The organism is Bacillus weihaiensis, from assembly GCF_001889165.1.
Taxonomy (GTDB): domain Bacteria; phylum Bacillota; class Bacilli; order Bacillales; family Bacillaceae; genus Metabacillus; species Metabacillus weihaiensis.
This window is the reverse complement of record NZ_CP016020.1, coordinates 2,413,072-2,434,315: the sequence shown is the minus strand read 5'-3', so window position 1 is coordinate 2,434,315 and position 21,244 is coordinate 2,413,072. Positions and strand designations below refer to the sequence as shown.

Annotated in this window: 21 protein-coding genes; 19 read left to right on the top strand and 2 right to left on the bottom strand. The window is 37.3% G+C overall.

The window, feature by feature from the left end:
• The first annotated feature begins 80 nt into the window (after positions 1 to 80).
• The 12 genes from lspA to pyrE all read left to right on the top strand — a co-directional run bounded on the left by lspA (position 81) and on the right by pyrE (position 13,345).
• Positions 81 to 548: a signal peptidase II gene (gene lspA, locus A9C19_RS11735; protein ID WP_072580121.1), complete on the top strand. Its 468-nt coding sequence runs from the start codon at positions 81 to 83 to the stop codon at positions 546 to 548.
• A complete protein-coding gene (locus A9C19_RS11730; protein ID WP_072580120.1) occupies positions 548 to 1,462 on the top strand; it encodes an RluA family pseudouridine synthase in 915 nt (304 codons plus the stop codon). The genes lspA and A9C19_RS11730 overlap by 1 nt, the downstream gene beginning before the upstream one ends.
• 196 nt (positions 1,463 to 1,658) lie before the next feature.
• Complete coding sequence (pyrR, locus tag A9C19_RS11725; RefSeq protein WP_267888721.1) at positions 1,659 to 2,216, top strand: bifunctional pyr operon transcriptional regulator/uracil phosphoribosyltransferase PyrR; 558 nt, start codon at positions 1,659 to 1,661, stop codon at positions 2,214 to 2,216.
• A 171-nt stretch (positions 2,217 to 2,387) separates the two neighbouring features.
• A complete protein-coding gene (locus A9C19_RS11720; RefSeq protein ID WP_072580118.1) occupies positions 2,388 to 3,668 on the top strand; it encodes a solute carrier family 23 protein in 1,281 nt (426 codons plus the stop codon).
• 169 nt (positions 3,669 to 3,837) lie between these two features.
• Positions 3,838 to 4,755 carry an aspartate carbamoyltransferase catalytic subunit gene (locus A9C19_RS11715; protein ID WP_072580117.1) on the top strand — a complete coding sequence of 306 codons (918 nt, stop codon included), beginning with the start codon at positions 3,838 to 3,840 and terminating at the stop codon, positions 4,753 to 4,755.
• Positions 4,739 to 6,025 (top strand): dihydroorotase, encoded by a 1,287-nt coding sequence (locus A9C19_RS11710; protein WP_072580116.1) that lies wholly within the window; start codon positions 4,739 to 4,741, stop codon positions 6,023 to 6,025. The genes A9C19_RS11715 and A9C19_RS11710 overlap by 17 nt, the downstream gene beginning before the upstream one ends.
• Positions 6,022 to 7,107 carry a carbamoyl phosphate synthase small subunit gene (locus A9C19_RS11705; protein WP_072580115.1) on the top strand — a complete coding sequence of 362 codons (1,086 nt, stop codon included), beginning with the start codon at positions 6,022 to 6,024 and terminating at the stop codon, positions 7,105 to 7,107. The genes A9C19_RS11710 and A9C19_RS11705 overlap by 4 nt, the downstream gene beginning before the upstream one ends.
• On the top strand, positions 7,107 to 10,319 hold the full coding sequence (gene carB / locus A9C19_RS11700) for a carbamoyl-phosphate synthase large subunit (protein ID WP_072580114.1): 3,213 nt from the start codon (positions 7,107 to 7,109) through the stop codon (positions 10,317 to 10,319). The genes A9C19_RS11705 and carB overlap by 1 nt, the downstream gene beginning before the upstream one ends.
• The gene (locus A9C19_RS22030; protein WP_072580113.1) at positions 10,316 to 11,095 is read left to right on the top strand and encodes a dihydroorotate dehydrogenase electron transfer subunit; all 780 of its coding nucleotides are present in this window, start codon (positions 10,316 to 10,318) and stop codon (positions 11,093 to 11,095) included. The genes carB and A9C19_RS22030 overlap by 4 nt, the downstream gene beginning before the upstream one ends.
• Positions 11,096 to 12,031: a dihydroorotate dehydrogenase gene (locus A9C19_RS22025; protein ID WP_072580112.1), complete on the top strand. Its 936-nt coding sequence runs from the start codon at positions 11,096 to 11,098 to the stop codon at positions 12,029 to 12,031.
• The gene (gene pyrF / locus A9C19_RS11685; RefSeq protein ID WP_072581857.1) at positions 12,003 to 12,719 is read left to right on the top strand and encodes an orotidine-5'-phosphate decarboxylase; all 717 of its coding nucleotides are present in this window, start codon (positions 12,003 to 12,005) and stop codon (positions 12,717 to 12,719) included. The genes A9C19_RS22025 and pyrF overlap by 29 nt, the downstream gene beginning before the upstream one ends.
• Positions 12,716 to 13,345: an orotate phosphoribosyltransferase gene (gene pyrE / locus A9C19_RS11680; protein WP_072580111.1), complete on the top strand. Its 630-nt coding sequence runs from the start codon at positions 12,716 to 12,718 to the stop codon at positions 13,343 to 13,345. Before pyrF ends, pyrE begins: the two co-directional genes overlap by 4 nt.
• A 170-nt stretch (positions 13,346 to 13,515) precedes the next feature.
• Here the strand turns inward: pyrE and A9C19_RS11675 are convergent, their stop codons facing one another.
• Complete coding sequence (locus A9C19_RS11675; RefSeq protein WP_072580110.1) at positions 13,516 to 13,791, bottom strand: hypothetical protein; 276 nt, start codon at positions 13,789 to 13,791, stop codon at positions 13,516 to 13,518.
• Between the two features lie 554 nt (positions 13,792 to 14,345).
• On the opposite strand from A9C19_RS11675, the gene A9C19_RS11665 reads away from it, so the two are divergent.
• From A9C19_RS11665 to A9C19_RS11635, 7 genes are all read left to right on the top strand, one after another.
• Positions 14,346 to 15,047 carry a phosphoadenylyl-sulfate reductase gene (locus tag A9C19_RS11665; protein WP_072580108.1) on the top strand — a complete coding sequence of 234 codons (702 nt, stop codon included), beginning with the start codon at positions 14,346 to 14,348 and terminating at the stop codon, positions 15,045 to 15,047.
• Positions 15,048 to 15,059: 12 nt separating this feature from the next.
• Positions 15,060 to 16,127 (top strand): sulfate permease, encoded by a 1,068-nt coding sequence (locus A9C19_RS11660; protein ID WP_072580107.1) that lies wholly within the window; start codon positions 15,060 to 15,062, stop codon positions 16,125 to 16,127.
• A 41-nt stretch (positions 16,128 to 16,168) separates the two neighbouring features.
• A complete protein-coding gene (sat, locus tag A9C19_RS11655; RefSeq protein WP_072580106.1) occupies positions 16,169 to 17,308 on the top strand; it encodes a sulfate adenylyltransferase in 1,140 nt (379 codons plus the stop codon).
• A gap of 13 nt (positions 17,309 to 17,321) precedes the next feature.
• A complete protein-coding gene (gene cysC, locus A9C19_RS11650; RefSeq protein ID WP_072580105.1) occupies positions 17,322 to 17,924 on the top strand; it encodes an adenylyl-sulfate kinase in 603 nt (200 codons plus the stop codon).
• A 95-nt stretch (positions 17,925 to 18,019) separates the two neighbouring features.
• Positions 18,020 to 18,796: a uroporphyrinogen-III C-methyltransferase gene (gene cobA, locus A9C19_RS11645; protein WP_072580104.1), complete on the top strand. Its 777-nt coding sequence runs from the start codon at positions 18,020 to 18,022 to the stop codon at positions 18,794 to 18,796.
• On the top strand, positions 18,796 to 19,569 hold the full coding sequence (locus tag A9C19_RS11640) for a sirohydrochlorin chelatase (RefSeq protein WP_072580103.1): 774 nt from the start codon (positions 18,796 to 18,798) through the stop codon (positions 19,567 to 19,569). The genes cobA and A9C19_RS11640 overlap by 1 nt, the downstream gene beginning before the upstream one ends.
• The gene (locus tag A9C19_RS11635; RefSeq protein ID WP_072580102.1) at positions 19,566 to 20,090 is read left to right on the top strand and encodes a precorrin-2 dehydrogenase/sirohydrochlorin ferrochelatase family protein; all 525 of its coding nucleotides are present in this window, start codon (positions 19,566 to 19,568) and stop codon (positions 20,088 to 20,090) included. Before A9C19_RS11640 ends, A9C19_RS11635 begins: the two co-directional genes overlap by 4 nt.
• Positions 20,091 to 20,335: 245 nt before the next feature.
• Here the strand turns inward: A9C19_RS11635 and A9C19_RS11630 are convergent, their stop codons facing one another.
• The gene (locus tag A9C19_RS11630) at positions 20,336 to 21,226 is read right to left on the bottom strand and encodes a DMT family transporter (protein ID WP_338022824.1); all 891 of its coding nucleotides are present in this window, start codon (positions 21,224 to 21,226) and stop codon (positions 20,336 to 20,338) included.
• Positions 21,227 to 21,244 lie beyond the last annotated feature (18 nt).

Genomic DNA, 21,244 nt, shown 5'->3' with positions numbered 1-21,244 from the left:
TTTACTCTATGTTTTTTTGTATGGTACAATTTAAAAGGATACATATGTACAAAATAGATAGAAGAAAGTTGGGGAACTACGTGTATTATTACATTATTGCAGCAGTAATTATTGCAATTGACCAAATAACGAAATGGTATATTGTTAAAAATATGGAACTTGGTGAGAATATTCCTGTTATTGAAAATTTCTTATACATTACTTCACACCGTAATACTGGTGCAGCATGGGGAATTTTAGCTGGTCAAATGTGGTTTTTCTACATTATTACAGCAATTGTAATAGTCGGTTTAATCTATTATATTCAAAAATATGCGAGGGAAAATAAGGTGATGGGTCTAGCACTAGGCTTAATGCTAGGTGGGGCAATTGGTAATTTCATTGACCGTTTATTTCGTAAAGAAGTTGTAGATTTTATTAATACGTACATTTTTTCTTATAACTTTCCAATCTTCAACGTAGCAGATTCAGCTCTATGTGTTGGTGTGGGATTATTATTTATTCATATGTTGTTTTTCGAAGGGAAACAAGAGAAGGAGCAAGCTTAATGAATATCGTTGAAATACAAGTAAATGAAGAGTTAAAGGGAGAAAGAATTGATAAGGTTCTGTCTTCAGTTAATAAAGAATGGTCAAGAACACAAGTGCAAGGATGGATTAAAGATCAAGTTGTAAAAGTAAATGATAAATCCATTAAAACAAATTATAAATGTCAAGAAAATGATAAAATTGTTCTAACAATACCAGAACCAGAGGCTCTAGATGTAGTAGCAGAAGAAATGAACCTTGATATTTACTATGAAGATGAAGATGTCCTTGTAGTCAATAAACCAAAAGGCATGGTTGTTCACCCTGCTCCTGGCCACTTGAATGGAACATTGGTAAACGGACTAATGGCGCATTGTAAGGACCTTTCGGGAATTAATGGTGTGCTACGACCAGGTATTGTTCACCGAATTGATAAGGATACATCAGGGTTATTAATGGTTGCAAAGAATGATATGGCCCATGAGTCATTAGTTCAGCAACTTGTTGACAAAACGGTTACGAGACGATATAAAGCCATTGTCCATGGAGTCATCCAACATGATCATGGTACAATTAATGCTCCAATTGGTCGGGATAAGGTAGACAGACAAAGCATGACAGTAACAAATGTAAGTAGTAAGGATGCAGTTACACACTTTCATGTTATAGATCGTTTTCAAGATTATACATTAGTTGAATGTAGACTTGAAACAGGAAGAACACATCAAATACGTGTTCATATGAAATACATTGGCTATCCACTTGTAGGTGATCCAAAATATGGACCAAAGAAAACACTTTCTATAAACGGACAAGCATTACATGCAGGAATCCTTGGTTTTGAACACCCAAGAACAAAAGAATATTTAGAGTTTGAAGCACCATTACCAATAGAATTTCAACAAGTGCTAGAACAAATTAAAAATAATCGTTGACACACTTCTACATGTTTGGCATAATGAATTTAACTTAATAGGAACCTTTAAAACAGTCCCGTGAGGCTGAGAAGGAAAACGGAAGAGATACCTTAGTAATTGACTATTTACTAAGCTGAACTATGTCTACCTATACCCTCTCACAAATCGGTGAGAGGGTATTTTCGTTTTCAGGTCCTTTTTAAAAGGAAAGGAGATGACTTCAACTATGTCACAAAAAGCAGTAGTGTTAGATGAACAAGCCATTCGCCGTGCGTTAACTCGGATTGCTCATGAAATTATTGAAAGAAATAAAGGGATTGAAGATAGCATCCTAGTAGGGATAAAAACAAGAGGGATATATCTTGCGAAGAGACTCGCTGAAAGAATTGAACAAATTGAAGGTAAAAAAATAGCAATTGGAGAGCTCGATATCACTCTATATCGTGATGACCTTTCTACCAAGACAAAAAATCAGGAACCTCTCGTTAAGGGATCTGATATTCCTGTAGATGTCACAAATCAAAAAGTCATTTTAATTGATGATGTTCTCTACACCGGTAGAACTGTCAGAGCAGCAATGGATGCACTTGTTGATATTGGAAGACCTGCTAGCATACAGTTAGCTGTGTTAGTGGATCGTGGTCATCGTGAGCTACCGATACGAGCAGATTATGTAGGGAAAAACATACCTACGTCAAGCTCAGAAAAGATTATGGTTGAGTTACACGAGGCTGACGAAAATGATCAAGTCACAATCCATGAAAATGAATAATTAACCCTTTTAAAGATAGTCCAGAGAGGCTACAAAGGGGAGCATGAAGAATCAAGCCATCCATATGGCTTGGTATCCTTCTTGAACCTCTTTGTCCTCATGCAAAGAGGTTTTTTATTATCAATTAGACACTACTTACAATCAAGATTGAAACAACGGAGGTTCAATAAAATGAAAAAAGAGGATATTATCTTAGATGTACACGATACACCGGAGCCGTTAACATGGTTAGCGCTTAGCTTTCAGCACTTATTCGCAATGTTTGGAGCAACAATCCTTGTCCCGTTTCTAGTAGAGCTAGATCCAGCGGTTGCACTTATCTCAAGCGGTTTAGGAACACTCGCATTCCTACTAATAACGAAATGGCAAGTACCAGCCTATTTAGGATCTTCCTTTGCGTTTATCACTCCAATTATTGTAGCGAAAGCAGAGGCTGGAATAGGAGCGGCCATGGTAGGTAGCTTCTTAGCGGGTCTTGTATACGGAATTGTTGCACTGCTAATAAAAGCAACAGGGCATAAATGGATTATGAAAATTCTTCCACCGGTAGTAGTCGGTCCCGTCATTATCGTCATTGGATTAGGGTTAGCTGGCGTAGCGGTCGATATGGCAACACTTCAAGGAGAGAAATATAGCCTAGTTTACTTCTCGGTTGCACTAGTTACTCTTATCATCACGATTCTAAGTTCGATTTTCTTAAAGGGATTCTTTAACCTAATCCCAGTTTTACTAGGAATTGCAGGTGGATACATCTACTCCTTAGCAATAGGAATTATCGACTTTTCTAAAGTATTAGAAGCGAAATGGATTCAAGTACCAAACTTTGTTGTCCCGTTTGTAAACTATACACCAACAATTACAGCAGATATTATATTCCTCATGGTCCCAGTCGTGATTGTGACAATCTCTGAGCACATTGGACACCAATTAGTTTTGGGAAAGGTAGTTGGAAGAGATTATATTGAAAAACCAGGCTTGCACCGTTCGATCTTAGGTGATGGAGTGGCAACAATGATCGCTGCCGTATTAGGTGGTCCTCCGAACACAACTTACGGTGAAAATATTGGTGTTCTAGCAATCACAAGAGTATATAGCGTGCTGGTCATTACAGGAGCTGCAGTTTTAGCCATCACATTCGGTTTTATAGGAAAGGTTTCAGCATTCATTAGTACAATTCCCACACCTGTAATGGGAGGTGTCTCCATTCTCCTATTTGGTATCATCGCATCATCTGGTTTAAGAATGATGATAGACAATAAGCTTGATATGGGAAATAAAAGAAACCTAATCATCACATCTGTCATCTTAGTAATAGGAATCGGTGAAGCAACGTTGAAAATTGGCAATGTTGACCTTCATGGTATGGCACTTGCTGCCGTAATAGGAATCATTTTAAACTTAGTTTTACCTATAGATAAAGAAGAAACAATGACTCAACAAGAAACTGCATAAATGGCTTAGATCTTTTAAAAGAAGTCCAGAGAGGCTTAAAAGGGTGTAAGGCAATAAAGGTATAAGTATGTTTTCAATACCTTGATTTGCTCTACCGAAAAACACCCTGATACTAGTAGTCAGGGTGTTTTTTTATAGCTTTTCAAAAGAATTGAAAGGTGGTTTAGGTATGGCAAACCTACTTATGATGAATGAATTAACAAATGCAGAGATTTTTCAAATTTTAGAAGATGCTGAGAATTATAAACGAGGTTTTGGATGGAATCCATCTGAAAAACTGTTTGTTTCAAATTTGTTCTTTGAACCAAGTACAAGAACACGTTTTAGCTTTGAAGTAGCTGAAAAAAGATTAGGACTTGAAGTTTTAAACTTTACAGCAGAGCATTCAAGTGTGCAGAAGGGTGAAACACTCTATGACACAATTAGGACGTTAGAATCAATTGGAGCAGACGCAGTTGTGATTAGACATCACGAAGATTATTACTTTAATGAGCTAAGGGATAAGGTTTCAATCCCGATTATTAATGCGGGTGATGGATGTGGGCACCATCCTACTCAATCGCTCCTTGATCTTCTAACAATTAAGCAAGAGTTTGGAAGCTTTCAAGGATTAACGATCTCCATACATGGTGATATCAGGCATAGTCGCGTCGCAAGATCGAATGCTGAAGTATTATCAAGACTTGGTGCGAAAATATTATTTTCAGGGCCTAAAGAATGGCAGGATCCATTCAATTCTTATGGAGAATATGTCGACGTAGAGGAAGCAATTGCAGTCTCAGATGTTGTCATGCTTTTAAGAATTCAGCATGAAAGACATGAAGAAAAGTCTAGTTCAAACAATTATTTACAAGAATATGGATTAAATCTTCAAAGAGAAAAATTAATGAAAAAAGATGCAATCATTATGCATCCAGCGCCAGTTAATCGAGATGTCGAGATTGATAGCCAATTAATTGAATGTGAGAGATCTCGCATATTTAAACAAATGGAAAATGGTGTTTTTGCCAGAATGGCCGTTTTAAAGAGAGCTTTACAACAAATTGAGCAAAATCAGGAGGGAAATACACATGTTATTTATTCTTAAAAATGGGTTAATTCTAGATGAGCTTGGTGAGTTGATAAAGGCAGATGTAAAAATTCAAGATGGAAAGATACTTGAAATTGGTGAAAATCTCGACACGACAAATTGTGAAGTGAAGGATGTACAAGGTCAATTGATTTCAGCAGGATTTATTGATCTTCATGTACATCTAAGGGAGCCAGGTGGCGAACATAAAGAAACGATTAGAACTGGGACACAGAGTGCAGCAAAAGGTGGGTTTACGACAATCGCACCGATGCCTAATACAAGACCTGTTCCTGATACGAAAGAACAAATGGAATGGTTACAAAATCGTATAAAAGAAACAGCTGTTGTAAAAGTGCTACCTTACGCAGCGATTACCACTAGACAATTAGGTCAAGAATTAACGGACTTCCAATCATTAAAGCAAGCAGGTGCGTTTGCGTTCACAGATGATGGAGTTGGTGTACAATCGGCAGCGAAAATGCTAGAGGCAATGAAACAAGCGGCGTCAATCGGTGCAAGCATTGTTGCACATTGTGAAGAAAACACATTAATCAATAAAGGCTCTGTACATGAAGGGGAATTTTCTAAAAAACATGAGATAAATGGTATTCCCTCTGTATGTGAATCTGTACACATTGCAAGAGATATTCTCCTTGCTGAAGCTGCTGGATGTCATTATCATGTGTGTCATATCAGTACAAAAGAATCAGTTCGAGTTGTAAGAGATGCAAAAAGAGCGGGTATTCATGTTACAGCAGAGGTGACTCCACACCATTTGTTACTTTGTGATGAAGATATCCCTGGACTTGATACAAATTATAAGATGAATCCGCCCCTAAGAGGAAAAAAAGATCAGGAAGCGCTAATCGCAGGTCTGCAGGATGGCACAATCGACTTTATTGCAACAGATCATGCACCACACTCTGCTGAGGAGAAAGCAGAAGGTATGCAGCTAGCACCATTCGGTATAGTAGGATTAGAAACAGCGTTTCCGCTTCTTTACACACATTTCGTACAAACAAATATGTTTACATTAAAGCAAATCGTAGACTTACTTACAGTCGAACCTGCAAAAGCATTTGGCTTAAGAGCAGGTACTTTAAAAGTTGGTGAGGTAGCTGATTTGACAGTGGTAGATTTACATACAGAGTTGGAGATTGATCCGTCTAAATTTTTATCAAAGGGTAAAAATACACCATTTGCTGGCTGGAAGTGTAAGGGGTGGCCAACAGTAACGATCGTTGATGGGAAAATTGTTTGGGAAAAGGGAGGCGTCACAGTATGAAAAGACAATTAATTTTAGAAGACGGTACTATTTTTATCGGTGAAGCATTCGGCAGTGACAAAGAAAATGTAGGTGAAGTTGTATTTAATACTGGTATGACAGGCTACCAGGAGATTCTCTCAGATCCTTCATATTGCGGTCAAATAGTAACCTTAACATATCCTTTGATCGGAAATTATGGAATCAATCGAGATGATTTTGAAACAATTACACCTTTTATAAATGGATTCGTCGTAAAAGAATTTTGCGATTTTCCTTCTAACTGGAGATGTGAATACACAATAGATGAGTACTTTAAAATGAAAAATATTCCTGGTATTGCTGGGATAGACACACGGAAACTTACGAGAATTATTAGAATGCATGGAACATTAAAAGGTGCAATTTGTGGAGTAGACGCACATCCGGATGAAATCATTACTAGGCTTAAAGGAGCTGAGCTTCCTACAAATCAAGTAGAAGTTGTTTCAACGAAAACAGCTTATCCAAGTCCAGGTAGAGGCCATCGAGTCGTGTTAGTTGACTTTGGAATGAAGCATGGAATTTTAAGAGAATTAAATAAACGAAATTGCGATGTTATTGTTGTACCTCACGATGTGACAGCAGAGGAAGTATTACAGCTAAACCCAGATGGAATTATGTTATCGAATGGACCTGGAGATCCAAAGGATGTGCCACAAGCAATTGAAATGATTCAAGGTGTTTTAGGTAAGGTTCCTTTATTCGGAATTTGTTTAGGACATCAGTTATTTGCCTTAGCATGTGGAGCAGATACAGAAAAAATGAAATTTGGACATCGCGGTTCCAATCATCCAGTCAAAGAATTAAGCACTGGCAAAGTAGACATTACATCGCAAAATCATGGCTACACAGTAAAAGAAGATTCCATTTCGCAAACGGAATTAGAAGTAACTCACGTAGCGCTGAATGATGGAACAGTGGAAGGGTTAAAGCACAAACAAGCATCTGCTTTTACCGTACAATACCATCCGGAAGCTTCACCAGGACCAGAGGATGCGAACGGTTTATTTGATCAATTCTTAAACATGATTGAACTTAATAAGAAAGAAGGGGTTCTATAATGCCAAAACGTACAGATATTAACAAAATTCTAGTAATCGGATCAGGCCCTATTATAATTGGTCAAGCTGCAGAATTTGACTATGCTGGTACTCAAGCTTGCATCGCATTAAAAGAAGAAGGCTATGAGGTTGTGTTAGTAAATTCAAATCCAGCGACCATTATGACGGATACTGAAATCGCAGACAAGGTATATATCGAACCACTTACGTTAGAGTTTTTAAGCAATATAATTAGAAAAGAACGTCCAGATGCTTTAGTACCAACACTAGGTGGTCAAACAGGATTAAATCTAGCTGTTGAGTTAGCAGAATCAGGTGTGCTAGACGAGTGTGGTGTTGAAATACTTGGAACGAAACTATCAGCAATTAAACAAGCGGAAGATCGAGATTTGTTTAGAACTTTGATGAGGGAGTTAAACGAACCAGTACCTGAAAGTGAAATCATCCATAATTTAGCGGAGGCGTATGATTTTGTTGAACAGATAGGTTATCCAGTAATCGTTCGACCTGCCTATACACTTGGTGGAACTGGTGGCGGTATATGTGAAAATGAAGATGAATTAATTGAAATAGTAACGAGTGGATTGAAGAATAGCCCTGTAACGCAATGTCTATTGGAAAAAAGTATTGCAGGCTATAAGGAAATTGAGTATGAGGTAATGCGTGATTCGAACGATCATGCAATTGTTGTCTGTAATATGGAAAACTTTGATCCTGTTGGAGTGCATACGGGTGATTCAATCGTATTCGCTCCAAGTCAAACGCTTAGTGACCGTGAATACCAATTGCTGCGAAATGTTTCTTTAAAAATTATTCGTGCACTAAAAATCGAAGGTGGATGTAATGTTCAATTAGCATTAGACCCTGATAGCTTCAATTATTACATTATTGAAGTTAATCCACGTGTAAGTCGATCTTCTGCACTTGCATCAAAGGCTACAGGCTATCCAATTGCGAAGCTTGCGGCGAAAATTGCTGTAGGGTTAACTTTAGATGAAATGAAAAATCCTGTTACAGGTAGAACGTATGCTTGTTTCGAACCAGCGCTTGACTATATTGTCTCTAAAATTCCACGCTGGCCGTTTGACAAATTCGAATCAGCAAACCGTAGACTTGGCACTCAAATGAAAGCAACTGGAGAAGTCATGGCAATTGGCCGAACTCTAGAAGAATCATTATTAAAAGCTGTTCGTTCGTTGGAGTCTGATGTTGATTATCTTCGTTTAAAGGATGCAGAAGGATTCACTGACAAACTCATTGAAAAACGTATCAGAAAAGCAGGGGATGAACGACTATTCTATATCGCAGAAGCTTTACGTAGAGGTGTAACAAAGGAAATGATCCATGAATGGAGTAAAATTGACCTTTTCTTCCTTATGAAGATTGAGAAAATCATCTCATTTGAAAAAGAATTGAAGGAAAATCCATATAATCTAGACATTTTAAAATCTGCAAAAGAAAAGGGATTCGCAGATTCAGAGATTGCTAGGCTTTGGGAATCAACAGATCGTGAAGTATACAAACTTCGAAAACAATCAAGTATTATTCCAGTCTATAAAATGGTTGATACATGTGCTGCAGAATTTGAATCTGCTACACCTTATTTCTACGGTTCGTATGAAGATGAAAATGAGTCAATTGTAACTGAAAGAAACAGTGTTGTTGTACTAGGCTCCGGTCCAATACGTATCGGGCAAGGTGTCGAATTCGATTACGCAACTGTCCATTCTGTATGGGCGATAAAAGAAGCAGGCTACGAAGCAATCATTGTCAATAATAACCCTGAAACTGTTTCAACAGATTTTAGTATCTCTGACAAGCTATACTTCGAGCCACTTACCATTGAGGATGTCATGCACATCATCGACCTTGAAAAACCAATGGGAGTCGTTGTTCAATTCGGTGGACAAACAGCCATTAACCTTGCAGATGAATTACAAGCAAGAGGGGTTAAAATCTTAGGTACATCTTTAGAGGATTTAGATCGTGCTGAGAACCGGGATAAATTTGAACAAACACTTGAGTCGCTAGGAGTACCACAACCATTAGGAAAAACTGCAACATCTGTTGATCAAGCGGTGAAAATTGCAGCAACCATCGGGTATCCAGTATTGGTTCGTCCGTCATATGTATTAGGTGGACGTGCAATGGAAATCGTTTATCAGGAAGCTGAGCTTCTACATTACATGAACAATGCGGTGAAAATTAACCCTCAGCATCCGGTATTAATTGATAAATATTTAACAGGAAAAGAAATTGAAGTAGATGCGATTTCTGACGGAACAACGGTATTAATACCTGGAATTATGGAACATATTGAACGAGCTGGTGTTCACTCTGGAGACTCAATTGCTGTATATCCACCTCAAAGTTTATCTGAGGAAATTAAGAGTCAGATTATAGACTATACAATTCGTTTGGCAAAGGGTTTAAATATTGTTGGACTCCTAAATATTCAATTTGTTTTATCAAAAGGTGAGGTTTATGTTCTTGAAGTGAACCCACGCTCTAGTCGTACGGTACCTTTCTTGAGTAAGATCACTGGTGTTCCAATGGCAAACTTAGCTACAAAGGTTATTCTAGGTGCGGAGCTTGAAATTTTAGGTTATCAAACAGGTTTGTATCCAGAAGCAGAGGGTGTTTTTGTAAAAGCTCCAGTATTCTCTTTCGCTAAATTACGAAACGTTGATATTACGCTAGGACCAGAAATGAAATCTACTGGGGAAGTTATGGGCAAAGATATCACATTGGAAAAGGCTTTATATAAAGCGTTAGTTGCATCAGGAATTCAAATTAAAAATCATGGATCTGTCCTACTAACAATTGCGGATAAAGATAAAGAAGAAGGTTTAGAAATTGCGAGAAGGTTCCATCAAATTGGATATCAGCTAATTGCAACAAGTGGTACAGCGGATTACCTTCAAACACATCAGATACCGGTTAAGGTAGTTAACAAAATTGAGGCTACAGACCATAATTTACTGGACGTTATTCGTAAAGGAGAAGCGCAGTTTGTCATTAATACCCTTACAAAAGGAAAACAACCTGCGAGAGATGGATTTAAAATTAGACGAGAATCAGTTGAAAATGGAATTCCTTGTTTAACATCATTAGACACGGCAGAAGCTATTTTACGAGTATTAGAGTCTATGACATTTTCAACAGATACAATGCCCAAATTTACTAAACAGCCAGAGGTGAGCTTAGCGTGATAAAAAAAGAGCTGATGGTCGTAGTCAAGCATGAAAATATTGCAAAGAATATTTTTCAATTAACCCTTCAAGGTGAACTAGTAAAAGAAATGAAGCAGCCTGGTCAATTTGTTCATCTTAAAGTGACAGATGGATCAGCTCCATTGTTAAGAAGACCAATAAGTATATCTGAAATTGATAAAGAAAACAATCATTTTACAATGATTTACAGAGTAGAAGGAGCTGGAACACAGCTCCTTTCTTACAAAAAAGTAGATGATGTTGTTGATGTATTAGGTCCGTTAGGGAATGGTTTCCCACTAGATGCTTCTAAAAGCGGTGACACAGTCCTTTTAGTTGGTGGTGGAATTGGTGTGCCACCTCTTCTTGAATTGTCCAAACAGCTTGTCAAAAGAGGTGTTATAGTTCAGCATGTATTAGGCTTTCAGACAAAGGAAGCTGTCTTCTTAGAGAATGAGTTTTCTAGCTTAGGTAGAACAATAATTGCCACAGATGATGGATCTTACGGCTATCAAGGCTTTGTAACACATGCTATAAGGGACAGGGATATAAGCTTTTCAACACTATATACATGTGGTCCAACTCCGATGCTAAAAGCGATTGAAAGAGAATATGAAAAGATCCCACTATTTCTATCTCTTGAAGAAAGAATGGGCTGTGGTGTTGGAGCATGCTTTGCATGTGTATGTCATACAGTAGACGATCCAACAGGAACTAGCTATAAAAAAGTATGTAGTGATGGACCTGTATTTAAAGCTGGAGAGGTGGTTTTATAAATGTTAGAAGTAAACTTACCTGGTTTATCATTAAAAAACCCAATCATGCCAGCATCTGGTTGCTTTGGATTCGGAAGAGAATATAGTTCCTTTTATGATTTAAGTATGCTTGGATCCATCATGATTAAAGCGAGTACTCAGGAAGCGAGATTCGGTAACCCAACACCACGTGTAGCAGAAACAGACGCGGGGATGTTGAATGCTATTGGATTACAAAACCCGGGTGTGGAAAAGGTTATCTCACAAGAGCTTGCGTGGCTAGATCAATTTGATGTGCCCATCATTGCAAATGTTGCTGGGGCACAAATCGAAGATTATGTTTATGTAGCTGACAAAATTAGTAAGACTCCAAATGTACATGCGCTCGAACTAAACATTTCATGTCCTAATGTAAAAACAGGTGGAATTGCATTTGGTACTATACCAGAAATTGCTCAACAACTAACAAAGGCAGTAAAACAAGTATCCTCAGTACCTGTCTATGTAAAGCTTTCTCCAAATGTTTCAAATATTGTAGAGATGGCAAAAGCGATTGAAGATGCCGGTGCAGATGGTTTAACAATGATCAATACATTAATTGGGATGCGTCTTGATTTAAAAACAGGTAAGCCTGTACTAGCAAATAAAACAGGAGGATTATCAGGTCCAGCTATAAAGCCTGTAGCGATTCGAATGGTATATGAAGTCAGTCAAGCGGTAAACATCCCTATTATCGGTATGGGCGGAGTCCAAAATGTAGATGATGTGATTGAATTTTTATATGCAGGAGCAAGTGCAGTAGCAGTTGGAACAGCTAATTTTGTCAACCCATTTGTATGTCCTGAAATCATTGAACAACTCCCAAATCGTTTAAAGGAATTAGGTTTTAATCATGTGTCTGAATGTGTAGGAAGGAGCTGGAAAAATGATAAACAGACCCCTCATTATTGCTCTTGATTTTAAAAGCCGAGATGAAGTTGATTTATTTTTGAAACAATTCCCAAATGAACAGCTTTTTGTAAAAGTAGGAATGGAATTATTTTATCAGGAAGGTCCTTCTATTATTACCCACATAAAAAACCAAGGTCATAAGATTTTCCTAGATTTAAAGCTTCATGATATACCAAACACTGTGAAGCAAGCGATGAAAGGACTCGCTAAGCTTGAGGTTGACTTAGTAAATGTACATGCAGCCGGTGGAAAGAAGATGATGGAGGCGGCAATTGAAGGCCTCACTTTAGGAACACCTCTAGGAAAAACACGACCAGCTTGTATTGCGGTTACTCAGTTAACGAGTACTTCTGAAAAAATGATTCAAGAGGACCTATTAATAACTGAACAGCTTGATTCTGTTGTTCTTCACTATGCTAAATTGGCACAAGAAAGTGGATTAGATGGTGTAGTATGTTCCACACATGAAGTAAAAAGACTGAACAGTGAATTAGGGAGGTCCTTCATTACAGTAACACCTGGTATACGTATGGAGGGAGAATCATCTGATGATCAATCGAGAGTTGCAACTCCGCAGTTAGCTAAAAGACTAGGGTCAACATGTATTGTTGTTGGGAGAAGTATTACAAAACAACAAAATCCATATAAAGCGTATATGAAAGTGAAAAATGCCTGGGAGGAAAACGAAAAATGAAAACCATCATTGCAAAAGATTTACTTGAAATAAAAGCGGTGTATCTTCAACCAAACGATCCATTCACTTGGTCTAGTGGAATGAAATCACCTATTTACTGTGACAATCGATTAACACTTTCCTTTACAGAAATAAGAACAAATATTGCTAGAGGGTTATCTCAGATAATAAAAGAATCCTTTTCAGAAGCTGAGTTGGTAGCAGGAACAGCAACTGCAGGAATTCCACATGCTGCATGGGTGGCAGATCAGCTAAAGCTTCCAATGTGCTATGTACGTAGTAAAGCAAAAGGACATGGGAAAGGAAATCAAATAGAAGGTCAAGTTAAAGAAAACCAAAAAGTAGTTGTCGTAGAGGATCTTATTTCAACAGGTGGAAGTGCAATTACTGCAGTTGAGGCATTAAAAGCTGCGGGCTGTGATGTGTTGGGGATTGTCTCTATCTTTACATATGGGTTGCCAATAGCAGAAGAGATGCTTAAGAAAGCGAATGTTGAAGCTAAATCATTATGTGATTATGATACATTAATTCAAGTGGCTGCAAAGGAAGGGTATGTTAATGAAGTAGATTTACATAAATTGAAAAAGTGGCGAGAGAACCCATCCTCTAATGGATGGATCCAGTAATATTAATAGAGAGGCTGGGACGGAAGTGCCTGGTACCTTGTCGCACCAACTAGATGTTGCTCTGATTTTTTTAGTGCAATCAAATAGATTGGTATGAGGGTGCCTGGCTCTTTTTTTGTCCTTGCCTCTTTTCTCTCGCAAATAAAGTAACGGCAAAGAACGCATCCCATTTATATGGAAGAGATCATTATGGCTATTCCAATACATGCAAAACTGAAAAAAATAGCAAGGTAAGCTGGGTAAATCCATTTTTGTGGAAGCTTTACTTTATATATACAAGTAAAAATAATAATTCCTAATACTGCGAATACAGAAGCGGAAGAAACGGATTTTAGTGATCTTAAAAGTTCAAGAGAAGGCTTGTACAAAACAAAATGTGCAAAACTTAAGCAAAATAAATAAAAGCCTAGGATAAAAAAGAGTAGATTAGTAGTAATGATCCACATGTGTAAACCTCCTTAGTAAAACTAGTTTATTCCGTTTTTCTCCATATATGACGCCTGAGTCTTCTTATGTCATTTTTCATGACTGGAAAAGGAATAATAGTCAGTTGCTATTTGAAATGTAAGAGGGAATAGGTTCATTTTTGGTGCATATATACATCATTAAACAAAGTAAAGTTATAAGGAATATAAGGATTGAATTTAAAATAAATTATTCCTATGTAAAAAGTCGGGTTGACTTTTATGAAGATTGTGATAAAATTTTGAATCAACAGCTAATGTTAGTTTGGAATCTAGTTGGTATCACGATGTTACATATTGTTGAATAGGATGCAAATAAAACAAGGTTTCTCATTAGGTTTTTAATACGTCAGTGTGTGTTAGAGGAGTGGTGGACGTGTAGCTAGAGGCGCTCTCATTCAAAAGACATACAATAGATAAAGCCGAGTGAGGAACTATGTTTTAACATTAAATCCGACTATTATTCTATGTTTATATGGTTTTATAGAAGATTTTTGAAGTTGCTTCGAAAATATTGAAAGAGGTGACAGGTGAAAATGCTTACTTATGAAGGTTGGGTAGAACCAAATAATGAGTTTAAGGTTGATGAAGTTTATAAAGGAGCTTTACATGTCTTGGAATGGACATATAATCACTATGGTGAAGAAGTGGTCTATGCTTGTAGTTTCGGTATTGAAGGAATCGTGCTTATAGATCTTATCTCTAAAGTGAAGCCTGATGCGAAAATTGTTTTCTTAGATACAGACGTACACTTTAAAGAAACATATGAGTTAATTGACCGAGTGAAGGAGCGATATCCCGCACTACGAATTGAATTAAAAAAGCCTAATCTTACTCTAGATGAACAAGCAGAACAGTACGGAGATAAGCTTTGGGAAAGGGAGCCGAATACATGTTGTAACATTAGGAAAATTATCCCTTTAAATGAGACGCTGCAAGGATCAACTGCTTGGATTTCAGGGCTAAGACGAGAGCAATCAGAAACAAGGAAACATGTTAATTATATTAATAAGGATGATCGCTTTCATTCTGTTAAGATCTGTCCTCTTATCCATTGGACTTGGAAGGATGTATGGAGATATGTTCATAAAAATGACCTAACCTATAATCCTTTACATGATAAAGGGTATCCAAGTATCGGGTGTTTTCATTGTACAAAACCAACTTTCGATGAAAATGATTTAAGGTCTGGTAGATGGTCTGGACAAATGAAGACAGAATGCGGCCTCCATCAATAGGAGGAAAATAGAATGCTAGAAGTAATAGCAATCATTATCAGTTTGTTTTTTGCAATGAATATTGGTGCTAGTGGTGCAGCTGCTTCGATGGGGATTGCTTATGGATCTGGTGCAATTCCTAGACAAAGACATGCGTTAATTCTTTGTGGAGTAGGGGTTATCTTAGGAGCAGTCATTGGTGGTGGAGAGGTTGTAAAAACAATCAGTTCAGGGATTATTCCTACTTCTTTCATTTCGGTACCAATTGTCGTCATTGTATTATTTTCAGCTACATTTTCATTATTTCTGGCAAATATGTTAGGCATTCCGCTATCTACTAGTGAAGTAACAGTTGGGTCTGTTGTTGGTGTGGGAGTGGCTTTTCAAGCATTATACGTGAAAAACCTCCTCTCGATCGTTATGTTTTGGGTTATTGTTCCAATCGTTGCCTTTACGATTGCCTATTTGTTTATTATCGTAATGCATCGATTTAATTTAGATAAAAGATTAAATTTTCAAGGGAAGATTATTACTGGTTTACTGATTGCAGCAGGCTTTTTTGAAGCCTTTTCAGCCGGGATGAACAACGTTGCTAATGCTGTTGGTCCTTTGGTGAGTGCCAATATTTTGTCCGTTTCAATTGGGACATTAATTGGAGGCATATTCGTAGCACTCGGTGCCATTTTTCTTGGAAGAAAAGTCATAGAAACAAATGGGAAGAAGATTACTAGTTTTTCAAAAATTGAAGGTTTACTGATTTCGGGGACTGGTGCAACGCTTGTCATTATTGCATCTGTTTTTGGAATACCTGTCCCGCTTACACAAATTACAACCTCTTCTATTTTAGGGATTGGGATTGCAAAATCTGGTAAAACTGTGCTGCAACAAAAAATTGTGAAAAATATGTTGATGGTATGGTTAATATCACCACTTGTCTCTCTTTCGGTATCCTATTTTTTAGTAAAGCTAGTTATTGAAAATGATTTGTATTCTATTTTTATTATTATTAGCTTGTTAATTGCTACTATTGGTGCAATTAGTCTGATGAAGGCTAGTAATCAGGAAAAAAGAACCATACATGAAGAAGGTGGAGGTATATAATTATAGCCACCTAAACAAACGTTGAATTGGAGGAGTTTCAGTTGAGTTTACGTCCACACGGGGGAACATTAGTTCAAAAACTATCGTTAGGTGAAGAGGTTTCGCATATAAAAAATGAAATTGCATTAGATGCAATTGGTTTGAGTGATTTAGAGTTAATTGCCATTGGTGCATATAGTCCGATCGAAGGCTTTTTAACTAGAGCAGATTATGAATCTGTTGTGGAAACAATGAAGTTATCTAATGGAACAGTTTGGAGTATTCCGATTACACTACCAGTAACGGCCGATAAAGCAGAAGACCTATCTATTGGTGAAGTTGTACGTCTTGTAGCGGATGAAATCACATATGGTACAATCACGATTTCGGATATCTTTACGCCGGATAAAACGAAAGAAGCGTTACAAGTTTATCGTACAGATGACATGGCGCATCCAGGCGTAAAGAAAATGTTTGAACGTGGAGATGTTTATGTTGGTGGAGAAATCAACCTAGTAAAGCGACCTGAAAAGAAATTTGCAGAGTATTATCAAGATCCTAAAGAATCTAGAGAGAAATTTGCAGAGTTGAATTGGAAAACGATTGTTGGTTTCCAAACACGCAATCCAGTTCATCGTGCGCATGAGTATATCCAAAAAACAGCGTTGGAAACAGTTGATGGTTTATTTTTGAATCCTCTTGTAGGCGAAACAAAATCAGATGACATCCCTGCTACTATTCGTATGGAAAGCTATGAAGTTTTACTTAAGAATTACTATCCTAATGATCGTGTGCATTTAGCAGTCTTTCCAGCTGCTATGAGATACGCTGGGCCGAGAGAAGCGATTTTCCATGCGTTAGTGCGTAAAAACTATGGATGCACGCATTTTATTGTAGGGAGAGATCATGCAGGTGTTGGTGATTATTACGGAACGTATGATGCCCAAAAAATCTTTTTGAATTTTTCTCCGGAAGAGTTGGATATCACGCCATTATTTTTTGAGCATAGCTTCTATTGCACGAAATGTGAAGGAATGGCTTCGTCAAAGACTTGCCCGCACGGTAAAGAAGATCGCGTTATTTTGTCAGGTACAAAGGTACGTGAAATGTTAAGAAGTGGAGTTCTTCCTCCAAGTACTTTTAGTCGTAAAGAAGTTGTAGAAGTGTTAATACGAGGAATGAAAGAAACTGTTCAAGCATAAGGAGGAAAGCGATATGGCTGCCAATAATATCGTATGGCATGATGCTTCAATTTCTAAAGAAGAAAGACAGGTAAGGAATTCTTATCCGAGTTATGTTCTTTGGTTTACAGGTTTATCAGGGTCTGGAAAATCTACTTTAGCAAATGCGCTTGCTAGATACTTATATGAATCATCCATTCAGACTTATGTTCTAGACGGTGATAATATTAGACATGGTTTAAATAAAGATCTAGGTTTTACAGATCAAGACCGCAAAGAAAATATACGTCGAATTGGTGAAGTTTCAAAATTATTTGTAGATAGTGGTCAAATTGTCATCACAGCATTTATATCTCCTTTCAGAGAAGATCGTCAGCAAGTAAAAGAGATTTTAGCAGAAAATGAATTCTTTGAAGTTTATGTAAAATGTTCAATAGATGAATGTGAGATACGTGATCCTAAAGGGTTGTATAAAAAGGCAAGAAATAATGAGATAAAACATTTTACTGGTATTGATTCACCTTATGAAGAACCAGAAACTCCTGCCATTACAGTAGATACTGAACATCAAACGATTGAACAATCTGTTCTTCAAATCGTTCAATTTTTAAGGGAAAGAAACTTAATTCTTTCGTGATATGGTAAAATAAGAAGCAATCGGTTTCGATTGCTCCTTTTCAATTAGACAGATTGAGAAGACATAACCATTGAAATAGAAAGGGGGGGATGTCATTGGCAAAGGTTTTTTTAGTAGGAGCGGGGCCTGGTGACGAGGATTTACTTACGTTAAAAGCTTTGAAATGCATCCAAAAAGCAGATGTCATCCTATATGATCGTTTAGTTAATAAAGAAATTCTAAAGCATGCAAAAGAAGAATGTGATCTTATATATTGTGGGAAGTTACCAAACTATCACACGATGAAACAGGAAACGATTAATCACTTTTTAATTAAATATGCAAAAACAGGTAAGGTAGTGACAAGGTTAAAAGGTGGAGATCCTTTTGTGTTTGGCCGTGGTGGTGAAGAAGCGGAAGCTTTAGCTAGTCAAAATATACCTTTTGAAATTGTTCCGGGTATTTCATCAGGGGTTGCAGCTGCTGCATATGCTGGTATCCCTGTAACTCATCGAGATTTGAGTGCAAGTGTAGCGTTTATAACGGGGCATAGAAAAGAAGGAATCGATGAAGAAATTAAGTGGGAATCGTTAGCGAAGGGTATTGATACGTTAGCCATTTATATGGGAGTAAGTAATCTTCCATATATTCAAAAGCAACTTATAAAACATGGTAAATCCAAAGAAACACCTGTTGCAGTTATTAATTGGGGAACAACCGATCTCCAAAGAACAGTTATTGGCACCTTAGAAACAATACATGAGGTTGTTACTAAAGAAAAAATATCAAATCCGAGCATGATTATTGTGGGTAAGGTCGTATCGTTAAGAAGAAACATAAGTTGGTTTGAAGAGTTCATAACAAATCAAACTCAAAGTGAGGCGGTTTTATAATGAAGCAAGCCGTTTTATATGTTTGCCATGGTAGCCGTGTGCCTCAAGCACGTGTTGAAGCGGTTGACTTTATTGAGAAGGTGAAACAGAAAATAAATGCTCCTATTCAAGAAGTGTGTTTCTTAGAACTTGCAGAGCCGTCTATTGAAGATGGATTCAAAGTATGTGTGGAGCAAGGGGCGACACATATTGCTGTCATTCCTTTATTGCTCTTAACGGCGGCTCATGCAAAAAGCGATATCCCACTTGAAGTAGCTCATGTAGCAACTCAATTTCCTGATATAGAGATAACATACGGGAAACCAATCGGCGTTGATGACCGTATTGCGGACATGCTGATTGACAAAATGAACCAAGAAGCATTGGTCACTCCTACTTCAATAGCAGTGCTTGTAGGTAGGGGGAGTAGTGATGTTGACGTAGTCAATGATCTTAATACAATATCAACTGTTTTGCATCAAAGTTCCGAGTTGAAATCGGTCCACACATGTTATTTAACGGCGGCTGAGCCAAGATTTGCTAAGACGATTGAAGAACTTTACCATTCTAAAGAAGAATCTATTTTTATCGTACCTTATCTCATTTTCACAGGTTTATTAAAAAAGGAAGTCGATGAGACCATTGAAAAGTATGACTGGGGAACACGCAAAGTTAAGGTTTGTTCTTATTTAGGACCACACCCGATTCTTTTAGATCTCTTTGTAAGAAGAGTGAATGAAGCGATAGAAAATAAAAATAAAATTTATACGTTTACTGTTGGTACTCCAAGATGATTCCCTTACATATAAACGTTAAGGGGAAGCGTGTTCTTGTAATTGGTGGAGGGGAAATTGCTTATAGACGATTAAAGCTTTTTCTTGAAGAAGGTGCATCAGTAACCATTGTAAGTCCTAATGTTATCGATGAAATTTCGCAATTAGCTAGTGACTTAAAACTTGAGTGGATAAAGAAGAAAGTCGAAGCGGCAGATTTAGTGGATGCGTTCATCATCATTGCAGCAACTAATGATGATGCTCTTAATAATTGGATTGCCGATCATGCTACCTCTAATCAGCTTGTAAATGTTGTAAGTGAGGTAGAAAAGGGGAATGTCCTTGTTCCTAAAACATTAAATAAAGGGAAACTTACACTTTCCGTTACTACAAATGGCGCGAGTCCGAAAGTTGCTAAAGAGATTGCAGAAAAATTGGATCTTCAATTTGATGATAAGTTTATTCAGAGCCTTGAAGAAATGTATAACATGAGAAAAGAAAAGAAAAGAAAAGAAAAAGAAAAGAGGGAATGTCTTGATTAAAAAACATTTCCTGACAGTAGGCTAACCTCTAAAATGAAGGTTTGCCTACTGTCTTTTTATTATGGTTTAGACGAAGCAGTAGTATATATTAATGGGGGATAAGCCCTCTCAACACCTAGCTCAGATAGCCTGAATTTTTGTGAAAAATATTCAGATGTCTAACCTTGGGCTCAAGACATCCATATGCAGTTGGTGCTGATAAGCATCGCGCTTTAAAATCTTTTACTCTAGCTGTCTCGTTTATCCTAGTTTGTCTCATGGCTCTTTCGCTTTTGTTCTTGTACAATAATAACTGCTAGTATCACAAGAAAAATACCCCAATATTGCCATAGAGTTAGTTTCTCGTTGAAAAGAAAAAAGCCAGTTAGCGAAGCGACTACAGGTTCTATTGTAGCGATGATAGAAGCTTTGCTTGTTTCAATTAATTCTAACCCCTTTGTATAAAAGATGAACGCTAAAACGGTAGATAATAATCCTAAGCCTATGATAGCGAACCACACTTTTATATTCGAAAATAAATAAGTGCTCTCCCATAATCCACTAAAAGGTATGATTGCACAAGCAGCAAATATGAAAGTGTAGACCGTCACTGTTAATGAATGATATTTTTTTAGAGCCAGTTTACCAAATATACTATAGAGTGAGTAAAAAAGTCCTGATCCAATTCCTAACACAATACCGTATAGGGAAACTGATTGATTTGAAATAGGGAAAACACCAATAACAAGTATACATCCAATTAAGGTTATAAGAAGAGCTACTACTTTTTTTCTAGTTAATAGTTCTTTGAAAAGTATCCTAGAAAATAAAGTGACAAAGGCAGGGGCAGTGTACAATAAAATACTTGCTACAGATAGTGACGTTTCTTTTATTGCGCTAAACAGGCACCAATTAAAAAAAATGATACTGATGATTCCGGTCCCTATAAATAATTTGCTATCGGAAACTTTAATGATAAGGAGTTCCCTTCTTGCTACTAATACAAAAGAAAGCAGGAAGACACATGCTGTGATACTGCGAATGGCTACAACCTGGATGGGAGTAAAGCCTGCATTGTATAAAGTAGTTACAAATATTCCGATAACTCCCCAGAATGTTGCCCCAATTATAATATATAGATAAGCAAGGTTTCTCATCAACTATCCTCCACTTCT